Origin of the sequence: Pseudomonas fuscovaginae SE-1, assembly GCF_000364705.1 — a bacterium.
In the GTDB taxonomy this organism is placed as follows: Bacteria; Pseudomonadota; Gammaproteobacteria; order Pseudomonadales; family Pseudomonadaceae; genus Aquipseudomonas; species Aquipseudomonas fuscovaginae_A.
In genome coordinates this window covers 16,275-38,444 of record NZ_AQOH01000343.1, presented here as the reverse complement: position 1 = coordinate 38,444, position 22,170 = coordinate 16,275, and the positions used below count along the sequence as shown (strand labels likewise).

Annotated in this window: 16 protein-coding genes, 4 tRNA genes and 1 pseudogene; 12 read left to right on the top strand and 9 right to left on the bottom strand. The window is 64.3% G+C overall.

Translation table 11 applies throughout. The annotated features are described in order from the left end of the window. Nucleotides 1–273: 273 nt before the first annotated feature. The 3 genes from hcnA to hcnC are packed head-to-tail and all read left to right on the top strand — an operon-like array spanning nt 274 to nt 3,254. A complete protein-coding gene (gene hcnA, locus K675_RS0126980; RefSeq protein WP_026145565.1) occupies nt 274–588 on the top strand; it encodes a cyanide-forming glycine dehydrogenase subunit HcnA in 315 nt (104 codons plus the stop codon). After that, nucleotides 585–1,982, top strand: coding sequence for a cyanide-forming glycine dehydrogenase subunit HcnB (gene hcnB, locus K675_RS0126975; protein ID WP_017906577.1), 1,398 nt, complete (start codon nt 585–587; stop codon nt 1,980–1,982). Before hcnA ends, hcnB begins: the two co-directional genes overlap by 4 nt. A 3-nt stretch (nt 1,983–1,985) precedes the next feature. After that, entirely contained in the window at nt 1,986–3,254 is a 1,269-nt protein-coding gene (gene hcnC / locus K675_RS0126970; protein WP_017906576.1) for a cyanide-forming glycine dehydrogenase subunit HcnC, read from the top strand. On the opposite strand, the gene K675_RS33460 is transcribed toward hcnC, so the two are convergent. Beyond that, nucleotides 3,222–3,539: a hypothetical protein gene (locus K675_RS33460; protein ID WP_198291693.1), complete on the bottom strand. Its 318-nt coding sequence runs from the start codon at nt 3,537–3,539 to the stop codon at nt 3,222–3,224. The genes hcnC and K675_RS33460 overlap by 33 nt on opposite strands. A 288-nt stretch (nt 3,540–3,827) precedes the next feature. On the opposite strand from K675_RS33460, the pseudogene K675_RS34295 reads away from it, so the two are divergent. Next, nucleotides 3,828–4,577 (top strand): annotated as a pseudogene (locus tag K675_RS34295) (methyl-accepting chemotaxis protein); the annotation flags it as partial. Then, nucleotides 4,554–4,976 carry a CZB domain-containing protein gene (locus K675_RS34290; RefSeq protein ID WP_420066350.1) on the top strand — a complete coding sequence of 141 codons (423 nt, stop codon included), beginning with the start codon at nt 4,554–4,556 and terminating at the stop codon, nt 4,974–4,976. The pseudogene K675_RS34295 and the gene K675_RS34290, both read left to right, overlap by 24 nt. A 3-nt stretch (nt 4,977–4,979) precedes the next feature. On the opposite strand, the gene K675_RS0126955 is transcribed toward K675_RS34290, so the two are convergent. Then, on the bottom strand, nt 4,980–5,843 hold the full coding sequence (locus tag K675_RS0126955; RefSeq protein ID WP_017906573.1) for a LysR family transcriptional regulator: 864 nt from the start codon (nt 5,841–5,843) through the stop codon (nt 4,980–4,982). Between the two features lie 434 nt (nt 5,844–6,277). Between K675_RS0126955 and K675_RS31940 the strand changes: the two genes are divergently transcribed. Then, nucleotides 6,278–8,824, top strand: a complete 2,547-nt coding sequence (locus K675_RS31940) for a carbohydrate-binding protein (protein WP_017906572.1) — start codon at nt 6,278–6,280, stop codon at nt 8,822–8,824. A gap of 46 nt (nt 8,825–8,870) precedes the next feature. On the opposite strand, the gene K675_RS0126945 is transcribed toward K675_RS31940, so the two are convergent. From K675_RS0126945 to K675_RS0126925, 5 genes are all read right to left on the bottom strand, one after another. Beyond that, a complete protein-coding gene (locus K675_RS0126945; protein ID WP_017906571.1) occupies nt 8,871–10,193 on the bottom strand; it encodes an Nramp family divalent metal transporter in 1,323 nt (440 codons plus the stop codon). Between the two features lie 276 nt (nt 10,194–10,469). Beyond that, complete coding sequence (locus K675_RS0126940) at nt 10,470–10,973, bottom strand: hypothetical protein (protein ID WP_017906570.1); 504 nt, start codon at nt 10,971–10,973, stop codon at nt 10,470–10,472. A 185-nt stretch (nt 10,974–11,158) separates the two neighbouring features. Then, nucleotides 11,159–12,985, bottom strand: coding sequence for a glycoside hydrolase family 15 protein (locus K675_RS0126935; RefSeq protein WP_017906569.1), 1,827 nt, complete (start codon nt 12,983–12,985; stop codon nt 11,159–11,161). Nucleotides 12,986–13,210: 225 nt separating this feature from the next. Next, the gene (locus tag K675_RS0126930) at nt 13,211–14,155 is read right to left on the bottom strand and encodes a 2-hydroxyacid dehydrogenase (RefSeq protein ID WP_017906568.1); all 945 of its coding nucleotides are present in this window, start codon (nt 14,153–14,155) and stop codon (nt 13,211–13,213) included. A 198-nt stretch (nt 14,156–14,353) separates the two neighbouring features. Beyond that, entirely contained in the window at nt 14,354–15,778 is a 1,425-nt protein-coding gene (locus K675_RS0126925) for an aldehyde dehydrogenase family protein (RefSeq protein WP_017906567.1), read from the bottom strand. Between the two features lie 103 nt (nt 15,779–15,881). Here K675_RS0126925 and K675_RS0126920 point away from each other — a divergent pair, with 103 nt between their 5' ends. Next, entirely contained in the window at nt 15,882–16,781 is a 900-nt protein-coding gene (locus K675_RS0126920) for a LysR family transcriptional regulator (protein WP_017906566.1), read from the top strand. A gap of 157 nt (nt 16,782–16,938) precedes the next feature. Here K675_RS0126920 and K675_RS0126915 read toward each other — a convergent pair whose 3' ends face one another. Next, complete coding sequence (locus tag K675_RS0126915; RefSeq protein ID WP_198291694.1) at nt 16,939–18,429, bottom strand: MDR family MFS transporter; 1,491 nt, start codon at nt 18,427–18,429, stop codon at nt 16,939–16,941. 49 nt (nt 18,430–18,478) lie between these two features. Next, entirely contained in the window at nt 18,479–19,525 is a 1,047-nt protein-coding gene (locus K675_RS0126910; RefSeq protein WP_017906564.1) for an HlyD family secretion protein, read from the bottom strand. Nucleotides 19,526–19,753: 228 nt separating this feature from the next. Here K675_RS0126910 and gltX point away from each other — a divergent pair, with 228 nt between their 5' ends. The 5 genes from gltX (at nt 19,754) to K675_RS0126885 (ending at nt 22,044) form a co-directional block, all read left to right on the top strand. After that, a complete protein-coding gene (gene gltX, locus K675_RS0126905; RefSeq protein WP_026145564.1) occupies nt 19,754–21,235 on the top strand; it encodes a glutamate--tRNA ligase in 1,482 nt (493 codons plus the stop codon). Nucleotides 21,236–21,473: 238 nt separating this feature from the next. Next, nucleotides 21,474–21,549, top strand: a tRNA-Ala gene (locus tag K675_RS0126900). An 86-nt stretch (nt 21,550–21,635) separates the two neighbouring features. Next, nucleotides 21,636–21,711, top strand: a tRNA-Glu gene (locus tag K675_RS0126895). Nucleotides 21,712–21,767: 56 nt separating this feature from the next. Next, nucleotides 21,768–21,843 (top strand) — tRNA-Ala (locus K675_RS0126890). 125 nt (nt 21,844–21,968) lie between these two features. Beyond that, nucleotides 21,969–22,044: transfer RNA gene (locus K675_RS0126885), tRNA-Glu, on the top strand. Nucleotides 22,045–22,170 lie beyond the last annotated feature (126 nt).

Below are 22,170 nucleotides of genomic sequence, written 5' to 3'. Positions count from 1 at the left end.
GCCAGCAAGCCGGCTCCAGGGTACGGCGTCAGGTCTTTACAGCTTTCTTCACTCTGTTGGCGCTGACCGCCGGTAGGGTTTTCCCCACCTTTACTGGCCTGGGTCAAGGTTTTGCACTGCACAACCCCTTAACGTGAATGGACACCGGTTCACCGCGCGGCGGCGAACCACCACTCTGTGGCCGTCATGCGCCATATGTGTGTTGCGGCCAGGCCAGGAAGTGCCCGGCACAGGGTGGCAGTCCATTCACGTCAATCATGGATGATGCAGAACATGCAGAACCTGGATCGAAAATACGATATCCAGCCTCTCCTCCAGGCGGATATGACCCTCCACCTCAATGGCCAGGCTGTGCCCGCGGCAGAAGGCGAGACCGTGCTTTCGGTGCTGCAGTCGGTCGGCCTGCGGCAAGTCTCGCGCAATGACCATGGGCAACTGGCCGGTGCCTTCTGTGGCATGGGCGTGTGTCAGAGCTGCCTGGTGTCGATCGATGGCCGGTTCAAGCGTCGGGCCTGCCAGACCCTGGTCAAACCCGGCATGCGGATCGAGACCGGTGTCAGCCGCTTTGCCGTGCTGGAGGTGCTATGAGCCAGCTTCCGGTCATCGTTGGCGGCGGCCCGGCGGGCATGTCCGCGGCCATCGAACTGGCACGCCATGGCGTGTCCAGCGTGCTGTTCGAAGAAGCCTCGCGCCTGGGTGGGGTGGTCTATCGCGGCCCGTTGCGCAGCGGAGTCGATCTTGAGTATCTGGGCGCCCGCTACAGCTCGACCCTGGAGAAACTGCACGGTGAATTCGCCACCTGTGCCGAGCGGGTCGATGTGCGCCTCAACACCCGCATCGTCGGCGGTGAGGGCTCGCGGACGCTGATGGCGCTGGATGCCGATGAGATCCTGTATCCGATCGAGTATCCGCAACTGTTGCTGGCCTCCGGCTGCCATGAGCGCAACGTGCCGTTTCCCGGCTGGACCCTGCCCGGGGTGATGCTGCTTGGCGGTCTGCAGTTGCAGATCAAGAGTGGCGTGGTCAAGCCGCTGGGCGCTACGGTGATCGCCGGGACCGGGCCGCTGTTGCCGCTGGTGGCCTGCCAGTTGCACGCGGCGGGCGTGCCGGTTGCGGGCATCTACGAGGCCAGCGCCTTCGGTCGTATCGCCCGGGAAAGCCTGGCCCTGTTGAACAAGCCGCAGATGTTCCTCGATGGCCTGAGCATGCTGGCCTACCTCAAGCTGCATGGCATCCCCATGCATTACGGCTGGGGCGTGGTCGAGGCGCAGGGACAGGATGAGCTGGCGCAGGTGACCCTGGCGCCGTACTCCGAGGATTGGCAGCCGGACCTGACCCGTGCGCATCAGGTGGAAGCCCAGACCCTCGCCGTCGGCTACGGCTTCATTCCACGCACCCAGCTCAGCCAGCAGATGGGCCTGGCCCATGCCTTCAATGCCGACGGCTATCTGTGCGCCGAGACCAATATCTGGCAGCAGAGCAGTGAGCCGCATATCCATCTGGCCGGCGACATGGGCGGGATTCGCGGTGGCGAAGCGGCGATGCTGGCCGGGCGAATCGCCGCGGTGTCCATCCTGATGCAGCGTGACGTGCTCGGCGCCGATGCGGCCCTGGCACTGCGCCAGGGCTATCTCGACCGCTTGGCGAAGATCCGCAAGTTCCGCTCCGGCATCGATCGCTATACCCGGCGAGGTACCCGGCAGATCGACCTGGCCAGGCCCGACACGGTGATCTGTCGTTGCGAACACGCGACCCGTGCCGACATCGACCTGGCGCTGTCCCAGGGCGTGCAGGACATGGCCGCGCTGAAAATGCGTACTCGCGTGAGCATGGGCGATTGCCAGGGGCGGATGTGTGTCGGCTACTGCAGCGACCGCCTGCGCGATGCCACTGGCCGTGCCGACGTCGGCTGGTTGCGGCCACGTTTTCCCATCGAGCCGATTCCTTTTTCCGCTTTCGAGCAACTGGGCAAGGACGCCTGAACCATGAGCAGAACCTATGATGTCGTGATTGCCGGTGGTGGTGTGATCGGCGCTTCCTGTGCCTATCACCTGTCCCGCGAGAAAAACCTGCGGATCGCTCTGATCGACGCCAAGCGTCCGGGCAACGCGACCCGCGCCTCGGCGGGTGGTCTGTGGGCCATCGGTGAATCGGTGGGATTGGGCTGCGGGGTGATTTTCTTCCGCATGATGTCGGCCAAGCGCCGCCGCGAAGCCAACGGTGCGGCGGTGATGGTGGACTCCAGCACCCCGCATATCCTGCCGCAGTCGTTTTTCGACTTCGCCCTGCAGTCCAATGCGTTGTACCCGCAACTGCATCGCGAGTTGCTCGAACGCCATGGCATGGACTGCAAGTTCGAACGCACCGGCCTGAAATACGTGATCTATGACGAGGAGGATCGCCTCTACGCCGAGCATATCGTCTCGCATATTCCGCACCTGGCCGACCAGTTGCGCTGGCTGGACCGCGAGGCCCTGCGCGAGGCCGAGCCGTCGGTGAGCGGCGAGGCGCAGGGTGCCCTGGAGTTTCTCTGCGACCATCAGGTCAGCCCGTTCCGCCTGGCCGATGCCTATACCGAGGGCGCACGGCAGAATGGTGTCGACCTGTTCTTCAACACCAACGTCACCAATGTGCTGCACCAGGGCGGTCGCGTGAGTGGGGTACGGACGGCGGAGGCGGGCGATTTCCACTGCTCGACGCTGATCAACGCCGCGGGAGCCTGGGCTGCCGAAATCAGCCAGCAGGCCACCGGGATCGCGATTCCGGTCAAGCCGGTCAAGGGACAGATCCTGTTGACCGAGCGCATGCCCGCTCTGCTGCGTGGTTGCCTGACCACCAGCGACTGCTACATGGCGCAGAAGGACAATGGCGAGATCCTGATCGGCAGCACCACCGAGGACAAGGGTTTCGACGTGAGCACCACCTTCCCGGAAGTGGCGGGGCTGGTGCAGGGGGCCGTGCGCTGCGTGCCGCAATTGCAAGGCATCAACCTCAAGCGCTGCTGGGCCGGCTTGCGTCCGGGGTCGCCCGATGAACTGCCGATTCTCGGGCCGATGGCGGGGGTCGAGGGTTACCTCAATGCCTGCGGGCATTTCCGTACCGGTATCCTCACGTCGGCGATCACCGGGCTGATGCTCGAACGCCTGGTCAACGAGCAGCCGCTGCCGCTGGATATCACGCCGTTCCTGGCGGATCGTTTCGACACCGCCACGACCGTGGCTTCAACACCGCGCAAGGATCTCGAGCACGCCTGAAATCCTGGGGGCGGCCAGCCGCTCCCAGCTTCCTCTGCCCAGTGAGGCCAGATGCTCGATGGTCTCCGGGTACTTCTCCAGCACCCTGTTCCCGGTTTTCCAGGGGCAGGGGTTGGTGCGCAGGTCCACGCAGCGCACCTTGCGCGGCCCTCCAGTGCCCTGGATCACCTCGCCGGCTTCAGGGTCGTGCAGCAGGGCCAGTTGAAAGCAGCGAAAGGCCTCCTCGCCCAGACAGACACGGTGATGGCGTGCGAAGGGCGGCAGTTCGACAAGCAGGGCATTCACTATTTGTACGCTATCTGCGTATAGAAAAAAGAGGCGGTTGTATCCGTTCTTCACCCTGGTCGAGCCTTGAGCACGCTTTTGTCGGTTGTTGCCTACGATTCAGTGGTTTTGGGCGATGGTGCCTGCATGAGAAAGGGGGCGTTCAGAAGGGTTTCCTGCCTGCTCGACGAAGGTTTCAAAAGCGGGTCATATTGACCTTTGTAGTCGATATGACTCGTTATTGTCAGAGTCATAAAGACCACGCTCAGCTCGAGATGCCCTGTTTACAAGGGAGGGTACTTGGCACGAATGATGACTGGCAATACGCCATTAACTTCTGCCGGAATCTCGCCCATGATGTTCGTACGTGCCAGCCATCATCGTTCCCTGCTTCAGGACAACGCCCGACTTCGCGGCGAGCTGGAGCAGGCTCGTCAACGCATCGCCGAGCTGGAGGAGGCCCAACTGGCCCTGGAGCGGCAGGTGGTCGCCAGGGATGAACTGGCGTTCTACCAGGGGCTGGCCGGTAACCTGCTGTCGTTCGGCCGTTCCATTGCCCTTGTCGGCGAGTCCTTCGACTACCTCCACCTGCGGCTGGTGGACAACAACCAGCGGGCCACCAGCGTGGCGACCGCGGCGATCCAGAACCGGCAGAAGTTCGGCGTGCTGCAGGAACAGGCCCATGTCATGGAGGATGGCCTGGCGGACCTCAACGAACAGATCGCGCAACTGGTGATCCGCGCCAGCGAGATCGACCGGATCGTCGGCCTGATCAGTTCCATCGCCAACATGACCAACCTGCTGGCCCTCAACGCGGCCATCGAGGCGGCGCGGGCCGGTGAGTCGGGACGCGGTTTCGCGGTGGTCGCCAGCGAGATTCGCGACCTGGCGGAAAAGACCGCCAGCGCCACCCAGGACATCATCCGTGAAACCGCCGACATCAAGGCCATGATCGGTGTCGCCCAGGCAGGCATCCAGCAGCAGGCCGGCACCGCCGGTGCCTTTCACACGCTGACCACCGAGGCGAGCGGGGCGATGTACGAGGTCTACTCGCTGGCCCAGCGCATGCAGCGAGAGATGAACCAGTCCTGCTTCCGGGCCTCTATCGAACAGGCCAACCTGGCCGAGCTGGCGCTGAAGGTCTCGGTCTATGAAGGTGTGCTGGGCGAAGGAGCGGACGCGCCGCTGGTCAGCGACCACGAGTGTCCGTTCGGGCGCTGGTACTACGGTGAAGGCAACCAGCAACTCAAGAGCTACCAGGCCTTCAGCCGCATCGAGCGACCTCACGGTCTGGTGCATTCGGCCGGTGCCGAGGCATTGCGTGCCCACCGCGAGGGCCGGCTCGAGGAGACCCTCGGCCACCTGGATGTCATGGAGCGTTCGAACGTGGAGGTGATGGACATCATCCAGAGCGTGCTCGCCGAGCACGAGCGGCGTGCCAGTGTCAGCCCGGCCTGAGACTCAGATCATCGGGTCCCAGCGCTGGGACCAGTCGGTGTCGGCCCTGACGATGTCGCGCAGCAGTTCGAAGGCCTTCTGCAGGGTCGCCGAGTCCCGTTCGCGGGCATACACCAGGTAGGTCGGGTAGCTGAACTCCGGCGCCTTGGGCACCCGTTCCATCACGCCACTGTCCAGGTAGCTCTGGACCACGCGGGTGCGGAAGTAGCCGGAGCCGCCGTTGCCCAGGATGAACTGCAGGGCCACCGGCCCGAGGTTGAAGCTGGCGGCGGCCCGGGCCTTGTCCGGCAGGGCGGCATCGTGCTGGCGACGGAAGCCCTCGCCCCAGTCGATGTACACGTAGGGCTCGGGGTTTTCCGTCAGGCGTACCAGGATCAGCTTTTCCTCCAACAACTGCTCGACCTGCAGTCCCGGCCAGTAGGTCGGCTGGTAGACCAGTGCGGCATCGAGTACGCCCAGTTCGAGCTGGCGCAGCAGTTGCTCGCCGTCGCGGATTTCCGTGCGCAGGGCGTGGGTCGGAATATGCTTGCGCAGGGCATTGGCCCAACTGAGAATCAGCGGGTTGCAGAGGCTGACTTCACCGCCGATGTGCAGCACGTTGTTGAACCCCTGCGGCAGCGGCAGATCGCGGCGGGCGGCATCCCAGGTCTGCACCAGCTGGTTGGCGTAGACGACGAAGGCCTCGCCATCGGCGGTCAATCGGGCGCCGGCGCGGTTGCGCACGAACAACCGTGCATCGAGCTGGCTTTCGAGTTTCTGTACCCGGGCGGTGATCGCGGTCTGGGTCACGTGCAGCTTCTCGGCGGCCGCCACCAGGCTGCCGCAGCGGGCGATTTCGAGAAAGGTGCGGGCGAGGTCGATATCCATGGGGTGTCCCGGGGCAATGGAGGGACAGTGTAATCGCTAACGGCCCGAACGGGTCCATGCCGCCATGGCGTCGGCGTCAGTGGTAAGCGAGCGGGTACATAGAACCGCCTGGAAGAACGGTATCGGCGCAGATACCGATTTCGTATAGCGACGGTTCGCTGGGGCCGGCAGCCGTCGTATATAGTCAAACGCAGTAGTCTTCCAACTGCTCCTGGCGTGTGGCGGTCCCTGGGTTCCAGGACCGCGGTGCAGGCCAGGTGTCGGTTTCAGCTGGAGTCGGTCAGCGGCACGCGGGTGCCGGATCGGCTCTGTCGTATTGAATGCATTACCGGGTGTCGTGAGCAGGTGGTCGTGCCGAAAGGTACGTTCCAGCGCCGTCCATCGCGGACTGCCGTGGAGCGTGTGGCGATCAGACCGACTCGCGAGGCCGTCCGATGAAACTGTTCCTGACGTCTCTGTTTTTGTCCCTCCAGGCCCTGGCCACGGGCGTTGGCGCTGCCGGCTCCGATGCCGTGATCGTGTTGTTGCGGGCCAATCCCCAGGTGGCCGCCACCCGTGCACAAGACTTCGGCGCGTTGCGCCAGTTGCAGGCCGAGCCCGGTTTTGCCCCGGTGTTCCAATTGCCGGCGGCGCGCTCCGTGGCCGATACCCACGCCTTTGAACGCCATCGCCTGGACCGCTACTACCGGATCACCATCACCGGCCGGTCGGAGGCGGAGGTCCAGGCATTGCTCGACCAGCTCAAGCTCAACCCGCTGGTGCAACGGGCCTATGTCGAGCCCGAGCCCGTCAGCCTGGAGCAGGGCGAGCCGCCGCGTGTACCGGAGCCGGAGATGGCCCGGCAGGCCGGCCAGCGCGGCACGCCGCCCGACTACACCGGTCGGCAGAATTACCTGCTGTCGCCGGAACCGGTCGAGCCCTACAAGCTTGGCGGGCTGGATGCACTCGCGCTCAGGCGCTATCCGGGCGGATACGGGGAGAATGTGCGGGTCATTTCCGATGAGATCGACCATTGGGCCTATGATCATGTCGACCTGCCCAAGCCTTTCGTCACCCACTGGAAACTGCGTGAGCATGAGGTCGGCCACCACGATACGGCGAGTGCCGGGGTGATGTTCTCCCTGGACAACGACTATGGCACCGTCGGGTTCGTGCCCAGGGCCATGGCCGGCTACACGAAGTTCGGTACTGGCGGTTTGCTGGACCTGGGGCCGCAGTTGAAACCGGGAGACGTGGTGCAGGTCGGGGTTCACTACAGCGTTGGTCGACTGCCGGAGTCGGTCTGTCCGGCGACTCCCTGCTACATGCCGGTTGAATACAGCGACGCCATTCTGGACGAGATCTCCTGGTTGACCCAGGAAAAGGGCGTGCATGTGGTGATCGCCGCCGCCAACGGCAATATCAACCTGGACGATCCGTACTTTGGCGGGCGCTATGACCCGCAACTGCTGGATTCCGGATCGATTTATGCCGGCGGAGCGTACCCGACGACGGGGGCGCGTGCGTGGTACAGCGAGTACGGCAAGCGTGTCGGGATGTTCAGCTGGGGTTCCAACGTGACCACCACCAGCTATTCGCCAGCCAACCCGACGACGCTCTACACCCATACCTACAGTGGCACGTCGTCGGCCAACCCGATCCTGGCCGGGGCGGTGGCCCTGATGCAGAGCATCGCCAATGCCAATGGTATCGGCCCGGTACCTCCGAAGATCATGCGCCGGATTCTCCAGGAGACCGGCCACCCCTTGCCCTTTCCCGACAAGAACAAGCCTATCGGAGTGCAGCCGGACCTGAAGCTGGCGGTGGAGAAAATGCTGCGCGACTACAGTGGCAGCCCGCCCCTTGGCCAGTTGGCCAGCCCGGGCGAGGTCGAGTCACAGTCGTCCTTCACCCTCAAGGTGGTGCTGTCCAACCCGGATGCCCGGCCCGTCGATTATCAATGGCACACCGAGGGCCTGATCGGCACGCCCGGCAACCAGGAGGAAATCAGCCTGACCGCGCCGCGCGTGGACGTCGATACGCCGCTTCCGATCGCGGTGGAGGTCCGCCGCGCCGGTCAGTCCCTGAAACTGGAAGACACGCTGCTGGTCAGAAAGGTCGCCCATCAGCCGCTGCCACCGACCGTGGTCATCGCCGGTCCGTCCGCGGTGTCGGCCGGTGCCCCGGTGGAGCTTGATGCGTCGGGATCCAGCTCCAGCAACCCCGGGGCCGCGCCGCTGCGTTTCGACTGGCGCATTCCCAGCGGTATCGTCGGTGCCGTGCCGGATGGCGCGCTGTTGCGCTTTACCGCGCCGCCGTTCAGCAGTACCCCTGAGTACCGGTTCGAGGTGACCGTCGACGACGGCCTGGCCCACGCCGGCAAGGCGCACAACCTGAGAATCCTGCCTCCGGTGATCGCGCCGCCGGTGGCGGTGGTGTCCGGCGGGAATAGGGTCGAGGCCGGCAAGCTTCTCAACCTGTCCGGTACCGGCTCGACGGGGGCGGACCTGAAGTACGCCTGGTCGGCCAATGGCTTCACGCCGTCCACGTCGGCCAACCCCAGTGTCAGCCTCGCCGCGCCGGCAAGTGCCGGCCCGCGTACCGTGGTGCTGACCGTGACCGACTCGCAGAACCGTACCAGCAGTGCCTACCACGCGGTGACTGTCACCGCTGGCGGCGGTGGTGGCGAGGATTGTGCCCCCGGCGATCCGGCTGCCGGCCAGTACCGGCCATGGGAGTCGGGCAAGACCTATGTCGGCGGCGACATGGTGCAGCACAACGGCGTGGTCTGGCGGGCCGGCTGGTCGACCCGCGGCGTGGCGCCGGATCGGGTCGATGCCTTCGCCCTGGTCAGCAACCTGCCGGTCCCCTGGCAGTCACGGCCCTATGTGGCGGGCAACCAGGTGATCCACCAGGGCAAGCTGTACCAGGCCAAATACTGGGTGAACCGGGCACCACCGGGTGTCGAATGGACGCTGTTGGGCGATCACGGCTGTCCATGAGTCTGGCTTGAAAGAACGCCCCGGTCCTGGCCGGGGCGTCGTCGCGTCAGTCGCTGAAGACCTGGGCGATCAGCCAGACGTTCGCCGCGCTGATCGCCACGAACAGCAGCCAGGCCAGGCCCTGGGTGTACCAGCGGTTGACGAACTCGCCCATCAGGCGCTCGTCGCTGGTCATGCGGATCAGCGGGTACAGGGCGAACGGCAGTTGCAGGCTCAGCACCACCTGGCTCAGCACCAGCAGCTTGCCGACGGCGCCTTCGCCCATCAGCCAGACGCCGATGAACGCCGGGATCAGTGCCAGACCACGGGTGATCAGGCGGCGCTGCCAGCAGGGAATCTTCAGGTTCAGGTAGCCTTCCATGATCACCTGGCCGGCGATGGTGCCGGTGAAGGTCGAACTCTGCCCCGAAGCGAGCAGCGCGATGCCGAACAGGATACTGGCGAAGGCGCCGCCCACCAGCGGGTCGAGCAGGTGGTAGGCGTCCTGGATCTCCACCACCTCGGTATGACCGGACTGGTGGAAGGCCGCCGCCGCCAGTATCAGGATCGCCGCGTTCACCAGCAGTGCCAGGGCCAGCGAACCGATGGTGTCGAAGCGCGCCAGGCGGACCGCGTCGCGACGACTGGCGAGATCCTTGCCGACCAGGCGGGTCTGCACGATGGAGGTATGCAGGTAGAGGTTGTGCGGCATCACGGTCGCCCCGAGAATGCCGATGGCCAGGTACAGCGGCGCGGCTTCGTTCAGGGTCGAGGTCGATGGCTTGAAACCGCTGAACACGTCCGGCCAGTAGGGCTTGATCAGCACCAGCTCGATGAAGAAACACACGCCGATGGTCGCCACCAGCACCAGCATGATCGCTTCCAGGCGACGGAAGCCGCGGTTCTGCAGGGCCAGGATCAGCAGTGTGTCGAAGGCTGTCAGGACGATACCGAAGGTCAGCGAGCAACCCAGCAGCAGGTGGAAGGCCAGGGCACAACCGAGCACTTCGGCCAGGTCCGTGGCGATGATGGAAATTTCCGCGAGCAGCCACTGGGCCTTAGCCGAACGGGGGCTGTAGCGGTCACGACAGAGTTGCGCCAGGTCGCGGCCGGTGGCGATGCCCAGGCGTGAGCACAGACACTGCACCGCCATGCCCGCCAGGCTCGCCAGCAGCACCACGAACAGCAGGCTGTAGCCGTAGCGCGAGCCGGCCTCGATGGCCGTGGCCCAGTTGCCCGGGTCCATGTAGCCGATGGAAACCAGCAGGCCGGGACCAGCGAAGCGCAACACGCGCTTGAAGAACGGCGCGCCGCTGTCGACTGCGATCGAGCCGTTCACTTCAGAAGGGCAGAAGGGGGCGGTGGCAACTTTCGGCAGGCTGAATTTCACACGGCGATCCAAGGCGAGAGGAATGGGGTCCCCAGCTTAGACGCTTGCAGGCTTCGGCCCAAGCCCGTCGGGTGGTGCTTGGCATCTTGCGGGTGCTCCAGTTTGCGCGAATGATTCGGATTTCAATCTATATAATAATCATTTGTATTAATAGATAAAAATCATTTGCGATTGGGCGGCGCGCACGGGATGGGCCGGCCGGTGGAGTACCGTGTGCCAAGAGAGGAAGCGGCAGGACGCCCGTGGCGCGTCTACGCCACGGGTGAGGGAGGGCACTCAGGCCTTGGTGTCGATGGAGATGCTGGCGCCGGAATTGGCGAACTGCTGCAGGTTGAGCATCACGCTGATCGCCCGCTTGTACTCGGGAATCATGGTGTTGGCGAACGGCTCGTTCTTGTTCGGGCCGCTCTGCAGCGTGCTGATCTGGTTGGCGAAGTAATCCAGGGCGTTGAACTTCTCGTTCGGTTTCTTCTGCGTACCGGCGCTGGACAGCAGGTTCGCCGTGGAGGCGCTGATCAGGCCCTGTTCCTTGAGGATGTCACTGTACCTGGACAATTGCTCGGGGGTGACCGCCTTCGGATCGAAACCCTGGAACTTCGACTGCAGCTTGTCCTTGGCCATCTTGGCCGTGTCGAGGGCCTTCGGGTCCGGCTTGATGTCCTTGAGGACTTCGTCGGTCTTGACCTTCTGCTTGGCGGCCTTTTCCGCCGCGGCAGTGCCCTGCTTGAGAACCCGCGAGCGCATCTCGGTGGCCCACGCGCTGATCGAACCTACGCTCATACCCGACCTCCCGCAACGAGGTGGCTGGCGGCCTTGGCGTCCTGCCCGGTTTCTGGTGAGAAAACCATGGGAAATATCCTGTCGAATGTAGGGTTGTTGAAAGAATTTTCACCAGTGTATCGACGAGATATCAAATATATTCAATTTAGTTACAAACTTCATACAAAGGCTACAGGCCTCTTCATTCAAGGCTGCCAGGGTGTGACGTCGCCGCTGAGTTTGCGGTCGAGAAAGCACGCCGCGCTGATCAGCGCCAGGTGGGTCAGGGCCTGCGGCGTGTTGCCCAGGTGACGGGCTTGCGGGTCGAACTCTTCGGCATACAGGCCCAGCGGGTTGGCGTAGCGCAGCAACTGTTCGAACTCCAGGTGCGCCTGCTCCACGCGGCCGGCGCGAGCCAGGCACTCGACGTACCAGAACGAGCAGGCGGCGAAGGCGCCTTCGTTGCCCGGCAGGCCATCGATGGGGTGATCATCGTTGCGGTAGCGGTAGACCAGGCCGTCGCGTACCAGGCTTTTTTCGATGGCGTCCAGGGTCGCCAGCCAGTGCGGGTCGGTGGCGCCGACGAAGCGTACCAGCGGCATCAGCAGCATCGAGCCGTCCAGGCCGGTGCCGCCGGTGTGCTGGACGAAGTGCCCGCGTTCAGCGTTCCAGAAGTTGTTCCAGATATCGTTGTGGATCGCCTGGCGAGCTTCGTCCCAGCGGGCGAATGGCGCCGGCAGCGAGCGTTTGGAGGCCAGGCGGATGGCGCGATCGAGGGCCACCCAGCACATCAGCCGCGAGTGCAGGAAATGGTGCTTGCCACCGCGCATCTCCCAGATGCCCACATCCGGCTGGTTCCAGTTGGCACAGACATGATCGATGACCTGGCCGACGCGCAGCCAACCCTGGTGGGAAATCGCTTCGCCATACTTGTTGGTCAGGTATACCGCATCCATCAGCTCGCCGAAGATATCCAGCTGCACTTGTTCCCACGCCTGGTTGCCGATGCGTACCGGGCGGGCATTGCCGTGGCCGGACAGGTGCGTCAGCTCGATCTCGGGCAACTCCTGGGTACCGTCGATGGCATACAGGACATTGAGCTTGATGGACTGGTCGCAACCGTCGTCGATACGCCGGCGCAGCCAGCGCATGAAATTGTTGGCGACCTCGACATAACCCAGGCGCATGAAGGCGTAGATGGTGAACGAGGCGTCGCGGATCCAGGTGTAGCGATAGTCCCAGTTGCGTTGCCCGCCGGGGCTTTCCGGCAGGCCGAAGGTCGCGGCGGCGAGGATCGCGCCGTGCTTGCGCGAGGTCAGCAGCTTGAGGGCCAGCGCCGAGCGGTTGACCGCTTCGCGCCAGCGGCCACGGTAGGTGGACTGGCCGACCCAGTGCTGCCAGAAGGTGATGGTGTGTTGCAGGGCCAGGTGGCCGTCGCCGAGCCTGACCCGTGGGTCGTCGAGGGCGCCGAGGAGGAACTCGGCCTCCTGTCCCTGGCCCAGGTGGAAGCTGGCGACGGCGGCGTTCCGTTCAACCCGCAGTGGTTGGTCGGCGTGCAGGCGCAGGCTCGGTTGGCCAGGTGCGTCGAAGCAGACATCGTCGTCATCCAGGCGGGCCGTGGTCGTGGCGCGGGCATAGTCGTGGCGTACCGCGCAACGCAGGTGGAAGGTGGCCTGGCCGCTGACCACCCGCACGCAACGGACCAGCAGCGGCAGGTCGTCCACGTCGTCGCTGACCGGCAGCAGGTCGGTGATTTCCACCACCGCCTGGGCACTCAGCCAGCGGGTGCGCAGGATGTTGGTGTCGGGCAGGTAGATCTGCTCGCGGCGCGCGTCGGGCAGGTCCGGGGCCAACTGGAAAATCCCGGCGTCGGGGCTGTCGAGCAGGGCACAGAAGATCGCCGGGCTGTCGAAGGCCGGCCAGCAGAAAAAGTCGACGCTACCACGGTCGTTGATCAGCGCGGCGCTGCCCATGTCGCCGATGATCCCATGGGCTTCGATGGGGCTCTGGGGTTCGTTGGGATGATCGGTCATGGCCGCGTGACTCCGGGTCTAGGAACGGGGTGCAGCGAGTGCGCTGGCGGGCGGTATTCACTGAGCTGACCGGTGTTGCTCGACGGAAGTTCAGGCCGAGGGCGGTTTACGGCTTTGGCGTGTCGTCCGGTTCCAGGCTGCCGCCCAGGTGATCGCCGAGTTTGAGGCGGCGTTCCTCGATCCAGCCGGAAAGGGCGCGATCATGGCCTGTCGCCCCGGGAGCAATCACTCGGGCAGGGCGACCGGGGTGAGCACCGGTTGGCCGGAGAAATACGCCAGCAGATTCTGCGCCACGAGACTGACTGTCGCCTCCGAGGCCTCCGGCGACAGGCCGGCGACGTGGGGTGTCAGCACCACATTGGGCAGGCCCTTGAGCACGTCCGGAACGTTCGGCTCGTCATCGAAGACATCCAGCGCCGCACCGGCGATCCGTCCCTGTTCCAGGGCTGCCACCAATTCGTCGGTCAGCACCACGCTGGCGCGGGCGATATTGACGAGGAAACCTTCCGTGCCCAGGGCGTCCAGTTCGTGCTTGCCGATCAGGCCATGGGTGGTTGCGCCGCCGGGTGTGGCGATGATCAGAAAGTCCGAGGTCGCCGCCAGTTCGGCGGGCGTGGTGCGGTAGGCGTATTCGAGATCTTCGCGTTGACGACGATTGTGATAGCTCACCGACATGCCGAAGCCGAGCGCGGCCCGCTGGGCAATCTCCAGGCCCACGGCGCCCATGCCGAGAATGCCCAGACGCTTGCCGGCCAGCGAGGGGCGCATCAGCTTGCGCCATTCGCCGCGACGTACCGAGGCGTCGGCCCGGGGGATATCACGGACCAGCGACAGCAACAGCGCCAGGGCGTGATCGGCCACCGACGAGGCGTTGGCGCCGGCACCGTTGGTCACGACGATGCCACGCTGTTTCGCCGCGTGCAGGTCGACCTTTTCATAGCCTGCGCCGATCACGCAGATGATTTCCAGCAGTGGCAGGGCGGCGATTTCATCGGCGAACAGGCCGAGCGGGCCACGGGTCAGCACGGCCTTGATACGCCCGCCGTGGGCGGCGATGGCCTCGGCGCGCAGGACGCGGGTGGGGGCGAGGATCAGTTCGAAACCGTGGCGTTCGATGATCGGCAGGTATTCGTTGACGGTCTCGGTCAACACCAGTACTACGTTGGACATGCGACGCTCCGCCAGTTGGCCTGTGAATGTCGGCCAACCTACCGCCGAGGGCCCGCCTGGGCAAGCACTCTCAGTGCATCCCGATTGCACCGGGCCCCTGTAGGAGCCGGCTTGCTGGCGATTGCAGTCTGCCAGTTGATGTCCCGCCGACTGACACACCGCCATCGCCAGCAAGCCGCTCCTACAGGGGATCGTATTTCAGGCCGGCAGTCCGAGCAGCGCCTTGGGTTCGAGAAAGGCTTCCATCCCGTACGTGCCGTATTCGCGGCCGATCCCCGATTGCTTGAACCCACCGAATGGTGCCTGAGGCTCATGGGCCAGGGTATTGACCAGCACGCGCCCGGCCTCGATCTGGCCGGCGACCCGGCGGGCCCGTTCGATATCGGTGCCCAGCACATAGGCTTGCAGGCCGTATGGCGTGTCGTTGGCGATACGCAGGGCATCGACCTCGTCACGATAGGTGATGATCGACAGCACCGGCCCGAAGATTTCCTCGCGGGCGATGGTCATGTCGTTGGACACCCCGCTGAACACCGTCGGCCGGACGAACCAGCCGGTGTCCAGGCCGTCGGGCAGGCCTTCGCCGCCGCTCAACAGGCGCGCGCCGCTGTCGATGCCGATGCGGATGTAACGTTGCACCCGTTGCCACTGCTTTTCGCTGACCATCGGCCCGATGCTGGTCTGCGCCGCCCGTGGATCGCCGCTGCGGATATCGGCGATAGCCTTCAGCACGGCCGCTTCGGCCTCGGCCAGGCGCTGTTCCGGCACCAGGATCCGGGTCCCGGCAACGCAGGCCTGGCCGCTGTTCATGAAGCCGGCCTGCAACGCCAGGGGGATGGTCTGGTCGAAGTCGGCGTCGTCGAGGATCAGCACCGGTGACTTGCCACCCAGTTCCAGGGTGACCCGTTTCAGGCTGTCGGCGGCCGAGCGCAGGATGTGCTTGCCGACGGCGGTCGAGCCGGTAAAGGAGATCTTCGCCACGTCCGGGTGACTGCTGATCCGCGCGCCGACGGTTTCGCCGCGACCGGTGACGATGTTGAACACCCCCGGCGGCAGCCCGGCTTCATGCAGTGCCTCGGTGACGATACGGGTCTGCAATGCGCTCATCTCGCTGGGCTTGATCACTGCCGTGCAGCCGGCGGCGATGGCCGCGGCGAGCTTGCCGCAGATGAAACCGGCGTTGCTGTTCCAGGGGGTGATCAGGCCGGCGACGCCGAGCGGCTGCATGCTGACCTGGGCGCTGCCGGCCCGACGGAGAAAGTCATAGTCCTGCAGCACCCGAGCCGCCTCCCGCAGCACGTTCGCCGCGTGCCGGGCCATCCATCGTGAGCGCGACACAGGGGCACCGTATTCTTCGATGATCGCCTCGTTGAGTGGTTCCTCACGGGCGGCGATGGCGGCGTGCATGCGCAACAGCATGTCCATGCGCTCGGTCTTGGTGCTGCGCGACAAGGCCGGGAAGGCCGCTTTGGCGGCAGCGATGGCGGCGTCAGCGTCCTGCTCGTCGGCGAGGCGCACTTGGCCGATGGCCTGAGCGGTACTCGGATTGAACAGGTCGAACCATTCCTGGCCATGTGGGGGGACGAACGCGCCGTTGACGTAGATCTGATCGATGCGGTGCATGACTGCTCCAAAGCGTGTGCGGATGGTGTCGAACACGGTAAGGGACTAGTATTGGTCTGATAAGCAGGATAAATCGGCATGTCTTGATGAGTGATTTGGGATAATGCGCACGTCGGGTTTGAGTGAGCTGGAAGCGGTGCTGGCCGTTGCCCGTCACCGGAGTTTTCGGGCGGCGGCGGCGGAGCTGGATGTGTCGACCTCGGCGCTGAGTCATGCGGTCTCGGCGCTGGAAAATCGGATCGGTACCCGGCTGTTCAACCGTACGACCCGCAGCGTGGCCCTGTCCGAAGCCGGGGCGCAGTTCGTCGAGAGCATCTCGCCGGCGCTGTCGACCATCCGCCAGGCCATGGAGCAGGCCGGCAGTCATGCCGGCATTCCTGCCGGGACCTTGCGCATCAACACCTCGACAGGGGCGGCGAATCAGGCGATGTCGCTGTTCATCGAGTACATGCGGCGTTATCCGCGGATGAACGTGGACATCGTCACCGAGAGCAGGCTGATCGATATCGTGGTGGAGGGTTTCGATGCCGGGATCCGCCTGCACGAGAGCGTGCCCCAGGACATGATCGCCATCCCCCTGGGCCTGCCGTTGCGCCTGCTGGTGCTGGGCAGTCCGGAGTACTTGGCGCGACACCCGTTGCCACAGACGCCGAGCGATCTGCATCAGCACCGTTGCATTCGCCTGCGCATGCCGACCGGGCGGATCTACCGCTGGGAGTTCTCGCGCCATGGCGAGAGCCTGGAGGTGGATGTGCCGGGCGTGCTGACCCTGGACGAGCCGAGCCTGGTCCTGGAGGCCGCACGGGCCGGGTTGGGGTTGGCCTTCATCTCGCAGTGGAATGCGGCGGCCGATATGGCGGCGGGAACCCTGGTCCCCGTCCTGCAGGACTGGACCCCGCCACTGGATGGCCTGTCGCTGTACTACCCTGGCCGCCGACACGTGCCGGCGGGTTTGCGCGCGCTGATCGAACTGATCCGCGAGCGCGGCGGGGCGCTTCTGTAGTTATTGCGCGATTGTGTTGGCTTCTTCGCGGGCAAGTCGGATCGCCGCACCGCCGGCTCCTACAGGGGGAGCGTCGTGCACACCATTGGCGGACACCTCATCACCGTAGGCGCCGGCGGTGCGGCGATCCGACTTGCCCGCGAAGGGGCTCTTGAACTCAATGCGTCTCCCCAGCTTTGACGCCCGCCGGCAGCGCCCGGGTCAGCAGCACCGCGAGCATGCTGATGCCCAGGGTCAGGCCGACGAAATGGAAGGCGTCGTTATAGGCCATGATCAGCGCCTGCTGGTGGGTGATTTCGCTGAGCTTGCCCAGCGCCGCGGTGTCGTTGCCCAACTTTTCCGCCAACAGCGCCAGGCGTTCGGCCACTTGCGGGTTGACCGGGACGATGGCTTCGCGCAGGTAGTCGAAGTATTCCCGCGTCCGCGCATCCAGCAGGGTGGCGAGCAGGGCGATGCCGATGGCGCCGCCGAGGTTGCGCAGGATGTTGAACAGGCTGGAGGCCGAGCCGGCGTCCTGGGGCAGGATGTAGGCGGTGGCGATCAGCGAGATGGTCACCATGATCAGCGGCTGGCCGAGGGCGCGGATGATCTGGATCTGGTTGAACTGCGGGCCGGCGAAGTCCGGGTTGAGCACCCCCGAGGAAAAACTCGCCAGCCCGAACAGGCCGAAACCCAGGGCGCAGAGCAGTTTCGGCGAGACGAATTTCATCAGCTTGGGCACCAGCGGGATCAGGAACAGCTGCGGTACGCCCATCCACATGATCACTTCGCCGATCTGCAGGGCGTTGTAGTTCTGGATCTGCGCCAGGTACAGCGGCAACAGGTAGATCGACCCGTACAGGCCGACCCCCATGCCCAGGCTGGCGATACTCGACAGGCCGAAATTGCGATTGCGCAGGATGCGCAGGTTGATCAGCGGATTGGGCCTGGACAGTTGCAGGATGACGAAGGTGATCAGGCTCAGCAGGGCGATGCTGCCCAGGGTCAGGATCAGTTGCGATTCCAGCCAGTCCTTGCGGTGGCCTTCCTCGAGGAACACCTGCAGGCAGCCCAGGCCGACACCGAGGGTGACGATTCCGGCGTAGTCGGTGCTCTTGAGCAGCTCCCAATGCGCCTCTTTCTTCTCCAGGCCGTAGAGCAGGCCGGCGATCATGATCAGGCCGGGTGGAATGTTGATGTAGAAGATGTATTCCCAGCCCCAGTTCTCCGTCAGCCAGCCGCCCAGGGTCGGGCCTATCGACGGGGCGAACGTGGCGGTCATGGCGAACATCGCCATGCCCTTGGCACGGTGGTGTTCCGGCAGTTTGATCAGGGTCAGGGTGAAGGCCAGCGGGATCAGCGCGCCGCCTGTGAAGCCTTGCATGGCGCGGAACACGATCATGCTTTCCAGGTTCCAGGCCATCGAGCACAGCAGCGACGAGGCGAGAAACCCCAGCGAGACCCAGGTCGCCAGGCGCCGGGCCGAGAGCAACTGCACCAGCCAGGCGGTCAGCGGGATCATGATGATTTCCGCCACCAGGTACGAGGTGGAGATCCATGAACCTTCCTCCAGGGTCGCCGACAGGGCGCCCTGGATGTCCTTGAGCGAGGAGTTGGTGATCTGGATGTCGAGCACCGCCATGAAGGCGCCGAGCATCACGCTCATCACCGCGATCCAGTCGCGCCGGGTCGGTTCGTCGACCGGGCGGATCAGCGCATCACCGGCCATCGGCGTGGTCGCGGATGTCGACCTTGACGGTGACCGACATGCCCGGGCGGATCAGGCCGTGCAGCGGGTTGTCGGCGGCGAAGACCAGCTTGACCGGAATCCGCTGCACCACCTTGGTGAAGTTGCCGGTGGCGTTGTCCGGCGGCAGCAGGCTGAACTGCGCGCCGGAAGCGGCGAACAGGCTGTCGACCCGACCCTGGATTGGCGTGTCCTCATAGGCATCGAACAGCAGCGTGGCCCGCTGGCCGGGGCGCATATGGCCGATCTGGGTTTCCTTGAAGTTGGCCTGCACCCAGATGTCCTGGTCCGGCACGATCGACAGCAGGTAGGCGCCGGTCTGTACGTACTGGCCGTTGCGGGCCGCTCGCTGGCCGACCAGGCCGCTGATCGGCGCGCGGATCTCGCTGCGGCTCAGGTTCAGTTCGGCCTGGGCCAGTTCGGCGCGGGCGCTGGCGATCAGGCCGTCGAGACGCTTGAGATCGGCGGTCAGGGCATTGACCTGCTGGCGCTGGCTTTGCAGGTCGGCCTGGGCCTTGGCCACTTGGGAGCGGGCGATGTGGTTGTCGGCGGAAAGGGTGGTGACCCGTTCCTCGGAGACGTAACCGGGCTTGCGCAGGGTCTGCGCCCGCGACAGGTCGAGCTGCGAGCGCCCGAGGCTGGCCTGGCTGGAAGCGACCTGGGCGTCGGCGGCGGCGATCAGGCTGGCCTGCTGGGTCAGCTTGCTCTGTGCCTGCACACGCTCGGCCTCGCGGGTGGCGAGGGCGGCGCGGGCCCGGTCGACCGCGAGCTGGAAGTCGGCACTTTCGAGCCGGACCAGCAACTGGCCCTGCTCGACAGGCTGGTTGTCGGCCACCAGCACCTGGTCGATGCGTGCCGCAAGCTGGCTGGAGACCCGGGTGATCTCGCCCTGGACATAGGCGTTGTCGGTGCTTTCATAAAAGCGCCCGCGCCAGAACCACTCGGCGAAGAAGCCGAGGGCGATCAGCAGGACGAGCAGCAGGAACACGAACAGGCGGCGTTTGAGTTGGGCGGGCATGGGCAGGCAACGATCAGGGTAATTAGTGAACTTCTCGGTAGACAAATCTGGCACAGCGCAATTAGTGGGTAAATGCCAGCAACGAATAAAGCCCGGTTTTAGTGGCCTGGCGCCATTTTTACACCGAAGCTTGGCTTATATGCCCTCTGCCTGCCGCCCATGCTGGAGACGAGGGCGGTCGGCCTGTTACCATTCGCCCTTTGTTTTATCTCCATTTCGAGACCACCCATGACCACTGTCCGCACTCGCATCGCGCCATCCCCGACTGGCGATCCCCACGTTGGTACTGCTTATATCGCCTTGTTCAACTACTGCTTTGCCAAGCAGCACGGTGGCGAGTTCATCCTGCGGATCGAAGATACCGACCAGTTGCGTTCGACCCGCGAGTCCGAACAGCAGATTTTCGATGCGCTGAACTGGCTGGGCATCACCTGGGCCGAAGGCCCGGACGTCGGTGGTCCGCATGGCCCGTATCGGCAGAGCGAGCGGAGCGAGATCTACAAGAAGTACACCCAGCAACTGGTCGACATGGGCCATGCCTTCCCGTGCTTCTGCACCGCCGAAGAGCTGGACCAGATGCGTGCCGAGCAGATCGCCCGTGGCGAGACCCCGCGCTACGACGGCCGGGCGCTGTTGCTGTCCAAAGAGGAGGTGGCTCGTCGTCTGGCCGCCGGCGAGCCCCATGTGATCCGCATGAAGGTGCCGAGCGAGGGCGTCTGCGTGGTCCCGGACATGCTGCGTGGCGATGTCGAGATTCCGTGGGACCGCATGGACATGCAGGTGCTGATGAAGACCGACGGTCTGCCCACCTACTTCCTGGCCAACGTGGTCGATGATCACCTGATGGGCATCACCCACGTGCTGCGTGGCGAAGAGTGGCTGCCGTCGGCGCCCAAGCTGATCCTGCTCTACGAATACTTCGGCTGGGAGCAGCCGAAGCTGTGCTACATGCCGCTGCTGCGCAACCCGGACAAGAGCAAGCTGTCCAAGCGCAAGAACCCGACCTCGGTGACCTTCTACGAGCGCATGGGCTTCATGCCCGAGGCAATGCTCAACTACCTGGGCCGCATGGGCTGGTCGATGCCGGACGAGCGCGAGAAGTTCTCGTTGCAGGAAATGGTCGACAACTTCGACCTGTCCCGCGTCTCCCTGGGCGGACCGATCTTCGATATCGAGAAGCTGTCCTGGCTCAACGGCCAGTGGCTGCGCGACCTGCCGGTGGAGGAGTTCGCCAGCCGCGTGCAGAACTGGGCGTTCAACCCCGAGTACCTGATGAAGATCGCGCCGCTGGTGCAGAGCCGCGTCGAGACCTTCAGCCAGGTCGCGCCTCTGGCGAACTTCTTCTTCGCCGGCAGCCTGCCGCTGGATGCCAGGCTGTTCGAACACAAGAAGCTGTCGCCGGAAGATGTGCGCAAGCTGATGCAACTGATCCTGTGGAAGCTGGAAAGCCTGCGCCAGTGGGAGAAGGACAGCATCACCGCGACCATCCAGGCGGTGGTCGATGCCCTGGAACTGAAGCTGCGTGATGCCATGCCGCTGATCTTCGCCTCGATCACCGGGCAGGCCAGCTCGGTATCGGTGCTCGATGCGATGGAAATCCTCGGTCCGGATCTGACGCGTTTCCGTCTGCGCCAGGCCCTGGAACTGCTGGGTGGCGTGTCGAAGAAAGAAAACAAGGAATGGGAAAAGCTGCTGGGCACCATTGCCTGAGTCAGCGCCTGAGCCAGTGGTGGCCATGTCGCAGCGGTATTTGCCCGCTGCGCACGTGGCCGACAACCCCCGGTTTTCCGGGGGATTGCGGTAAGTGATTGTTATCGCGGAAAAATTTTTTGAAAAATGTTCAAAAAAAGTTTGACAGGGGAGTGGGTCGCACTTAATATGCGCCCCGTCCACAAGACAACACGGAAACACAGCGACAACGCTGGAATGAAGTGAAGTCTGACACTGTGGGGCTATAGCTCAGCTGGGAGAGCGCTTGCATGGCATGCAAGAGGTCAGCGGTTCGATCCCGCTTAGCTCCACCAAATTAGAAGCTTCAGGTTGCGCTACACTCACCTGGAGTTTGTACCACGAGTCGGAACCAGCGCCGACAGGGTACACAAGGGTTTGCGTCCCCTTCGTCTAGTGGCCTAGGACACCGCCCTTTCACGGCGGTAACAGGGGTTCGAGTCCCCTAGGGGACGCCAGTTTCACACAAGTGACATTGCAATTCGATGTCGCTGCGCCGAGAGGCGAAAAATCCGGGGCTATAGCTCAGCTGGGAGAGCGCTTGCATGGCATGCAAGAGGTCAGCGGTTCGATCCCGCTTAGCTCCACCAATTTACGATTCAGAATATGGCCACACCGGTTCTGAGTCGATGTTGCAGAATACAGCGGGTGACCAGGTCGCCGGCCAGTAAAAAGTCGCCAATAAGCCGACTTCTGCAATGTGAGAAGGGTTTGCGTCCCCTTCGTCTAGTGGCCTAGGACACCGCCCTTTCACGGCGGTAACAGGGGTTCGAGTCCCCTAGGGGACGCCACGTTTTCCCGCTCTGCGGGGTTTTAAGGGTCATTCATCATTGAATGGCCCTTTTGTTTTTCTGGTATTCATCCCTTTCGCCCCGAATTCCCCTTTAGCATTTTTCAGTCGGACCAGCGGTCATGCG

What these genes read in the sequence shown, in the direction of transcription:
- K675_RS0126955 (WP_017906573.1), bottom strand. Translation starts at nt 5,843, where the DNA reads ATGGATATCGACCTCGCCCGCACCTTTCTCGAAATCGCCCGCTGCGGC.
- K675_RS0126920 (WP_017906566.1), top strand. Translation starts at nt 15,882, where the DNA reads ATGCGCACGTCGGGTTTGAGTGAGCTGGAAGCGGTGCTGGCCGTTGCC.
- K675_RS0126910 (WP_017906564.1), bottom strand. Translation starts at nt 19,525, where the DNA reads ATGCCCGCCCAACTCAAACGCCGCCTGTTCGTGTTCCTGCTGCTCGTC.
- K675_RS31940 (WP_017906572.1), top strand. Translation starts at nt 6,278, where the DNA reads ATGAAACTGTTCCTGACGTCTCTGTTTTTGTCCCTCCAGGCCCTGGCC.
- hcnA (WP_026145565.1), top strand. Translation starts at nt 274, where the DNA reads ATGCAGAACCTGGATCGAAAATACGATATCCAGCCTCTCCTCCAGGCG.
- hcnC (WP_017906576.1), top strand. Translation starts at nt 1,986, where the DNA reads ATGAGCAGAACCTATGATGTCGTGATTGCCGGTGGTGGTGTGATCGGC.
- hcnB (WP_017906577.1), top strand. Translation starts at nt 585, where the DNA reads ATGAGCCAGCTTCCGGTCATCGTTGGCGGCGGCCCGGCGGGCATGTCC.
- gltX (WP_026145564.1), top strand. Translation starts at nt 19,754, where the DNA reads ATGACCACTGTCCGCACTCGCATCGCGCCATCCCCGACTGGCGATCCC.
- K675_RS0126935 (WP_017906569.1), bottom strand. Translation starts at nt 12,985, where the DNA reads ATGACCGATCATCCCAACGAACCCCAGAGCCCCATCGAAGCCCATGGG.
- K675_RS0126930 (WP_017906568.1), bottom strand. Translation starts at nt 14,155, where the DNA reads ATGTCCAACGTAGTACTGGTGTTGACCGAGACCGTCAACGAATACCTG.
- K675_RS0126925 (WP_017906567.1), bottom strand. Translation starts at nt 15,778, where the DNA reads ATGCACCGCATCGATCAGATCTACGTCAACGGCGCGTTCGTCCCCCCA.
- K675_RS0126940 (WP_017906570.1), bottom strand. Translation starts at nt 10,973, where the DNA reads ATGAGCGTAGGTTCGATCAGCGCGTGGGCCACCGAGATGCGCTCGCGG.
- K675_RS34290 (WP_420066350.1), top strand. Translation starts at nt 4,554, where the DNA reads ATGTACGAGGTCTACTCGCTGGCCCAGCGCATGCAGCGAGAGATGAAC.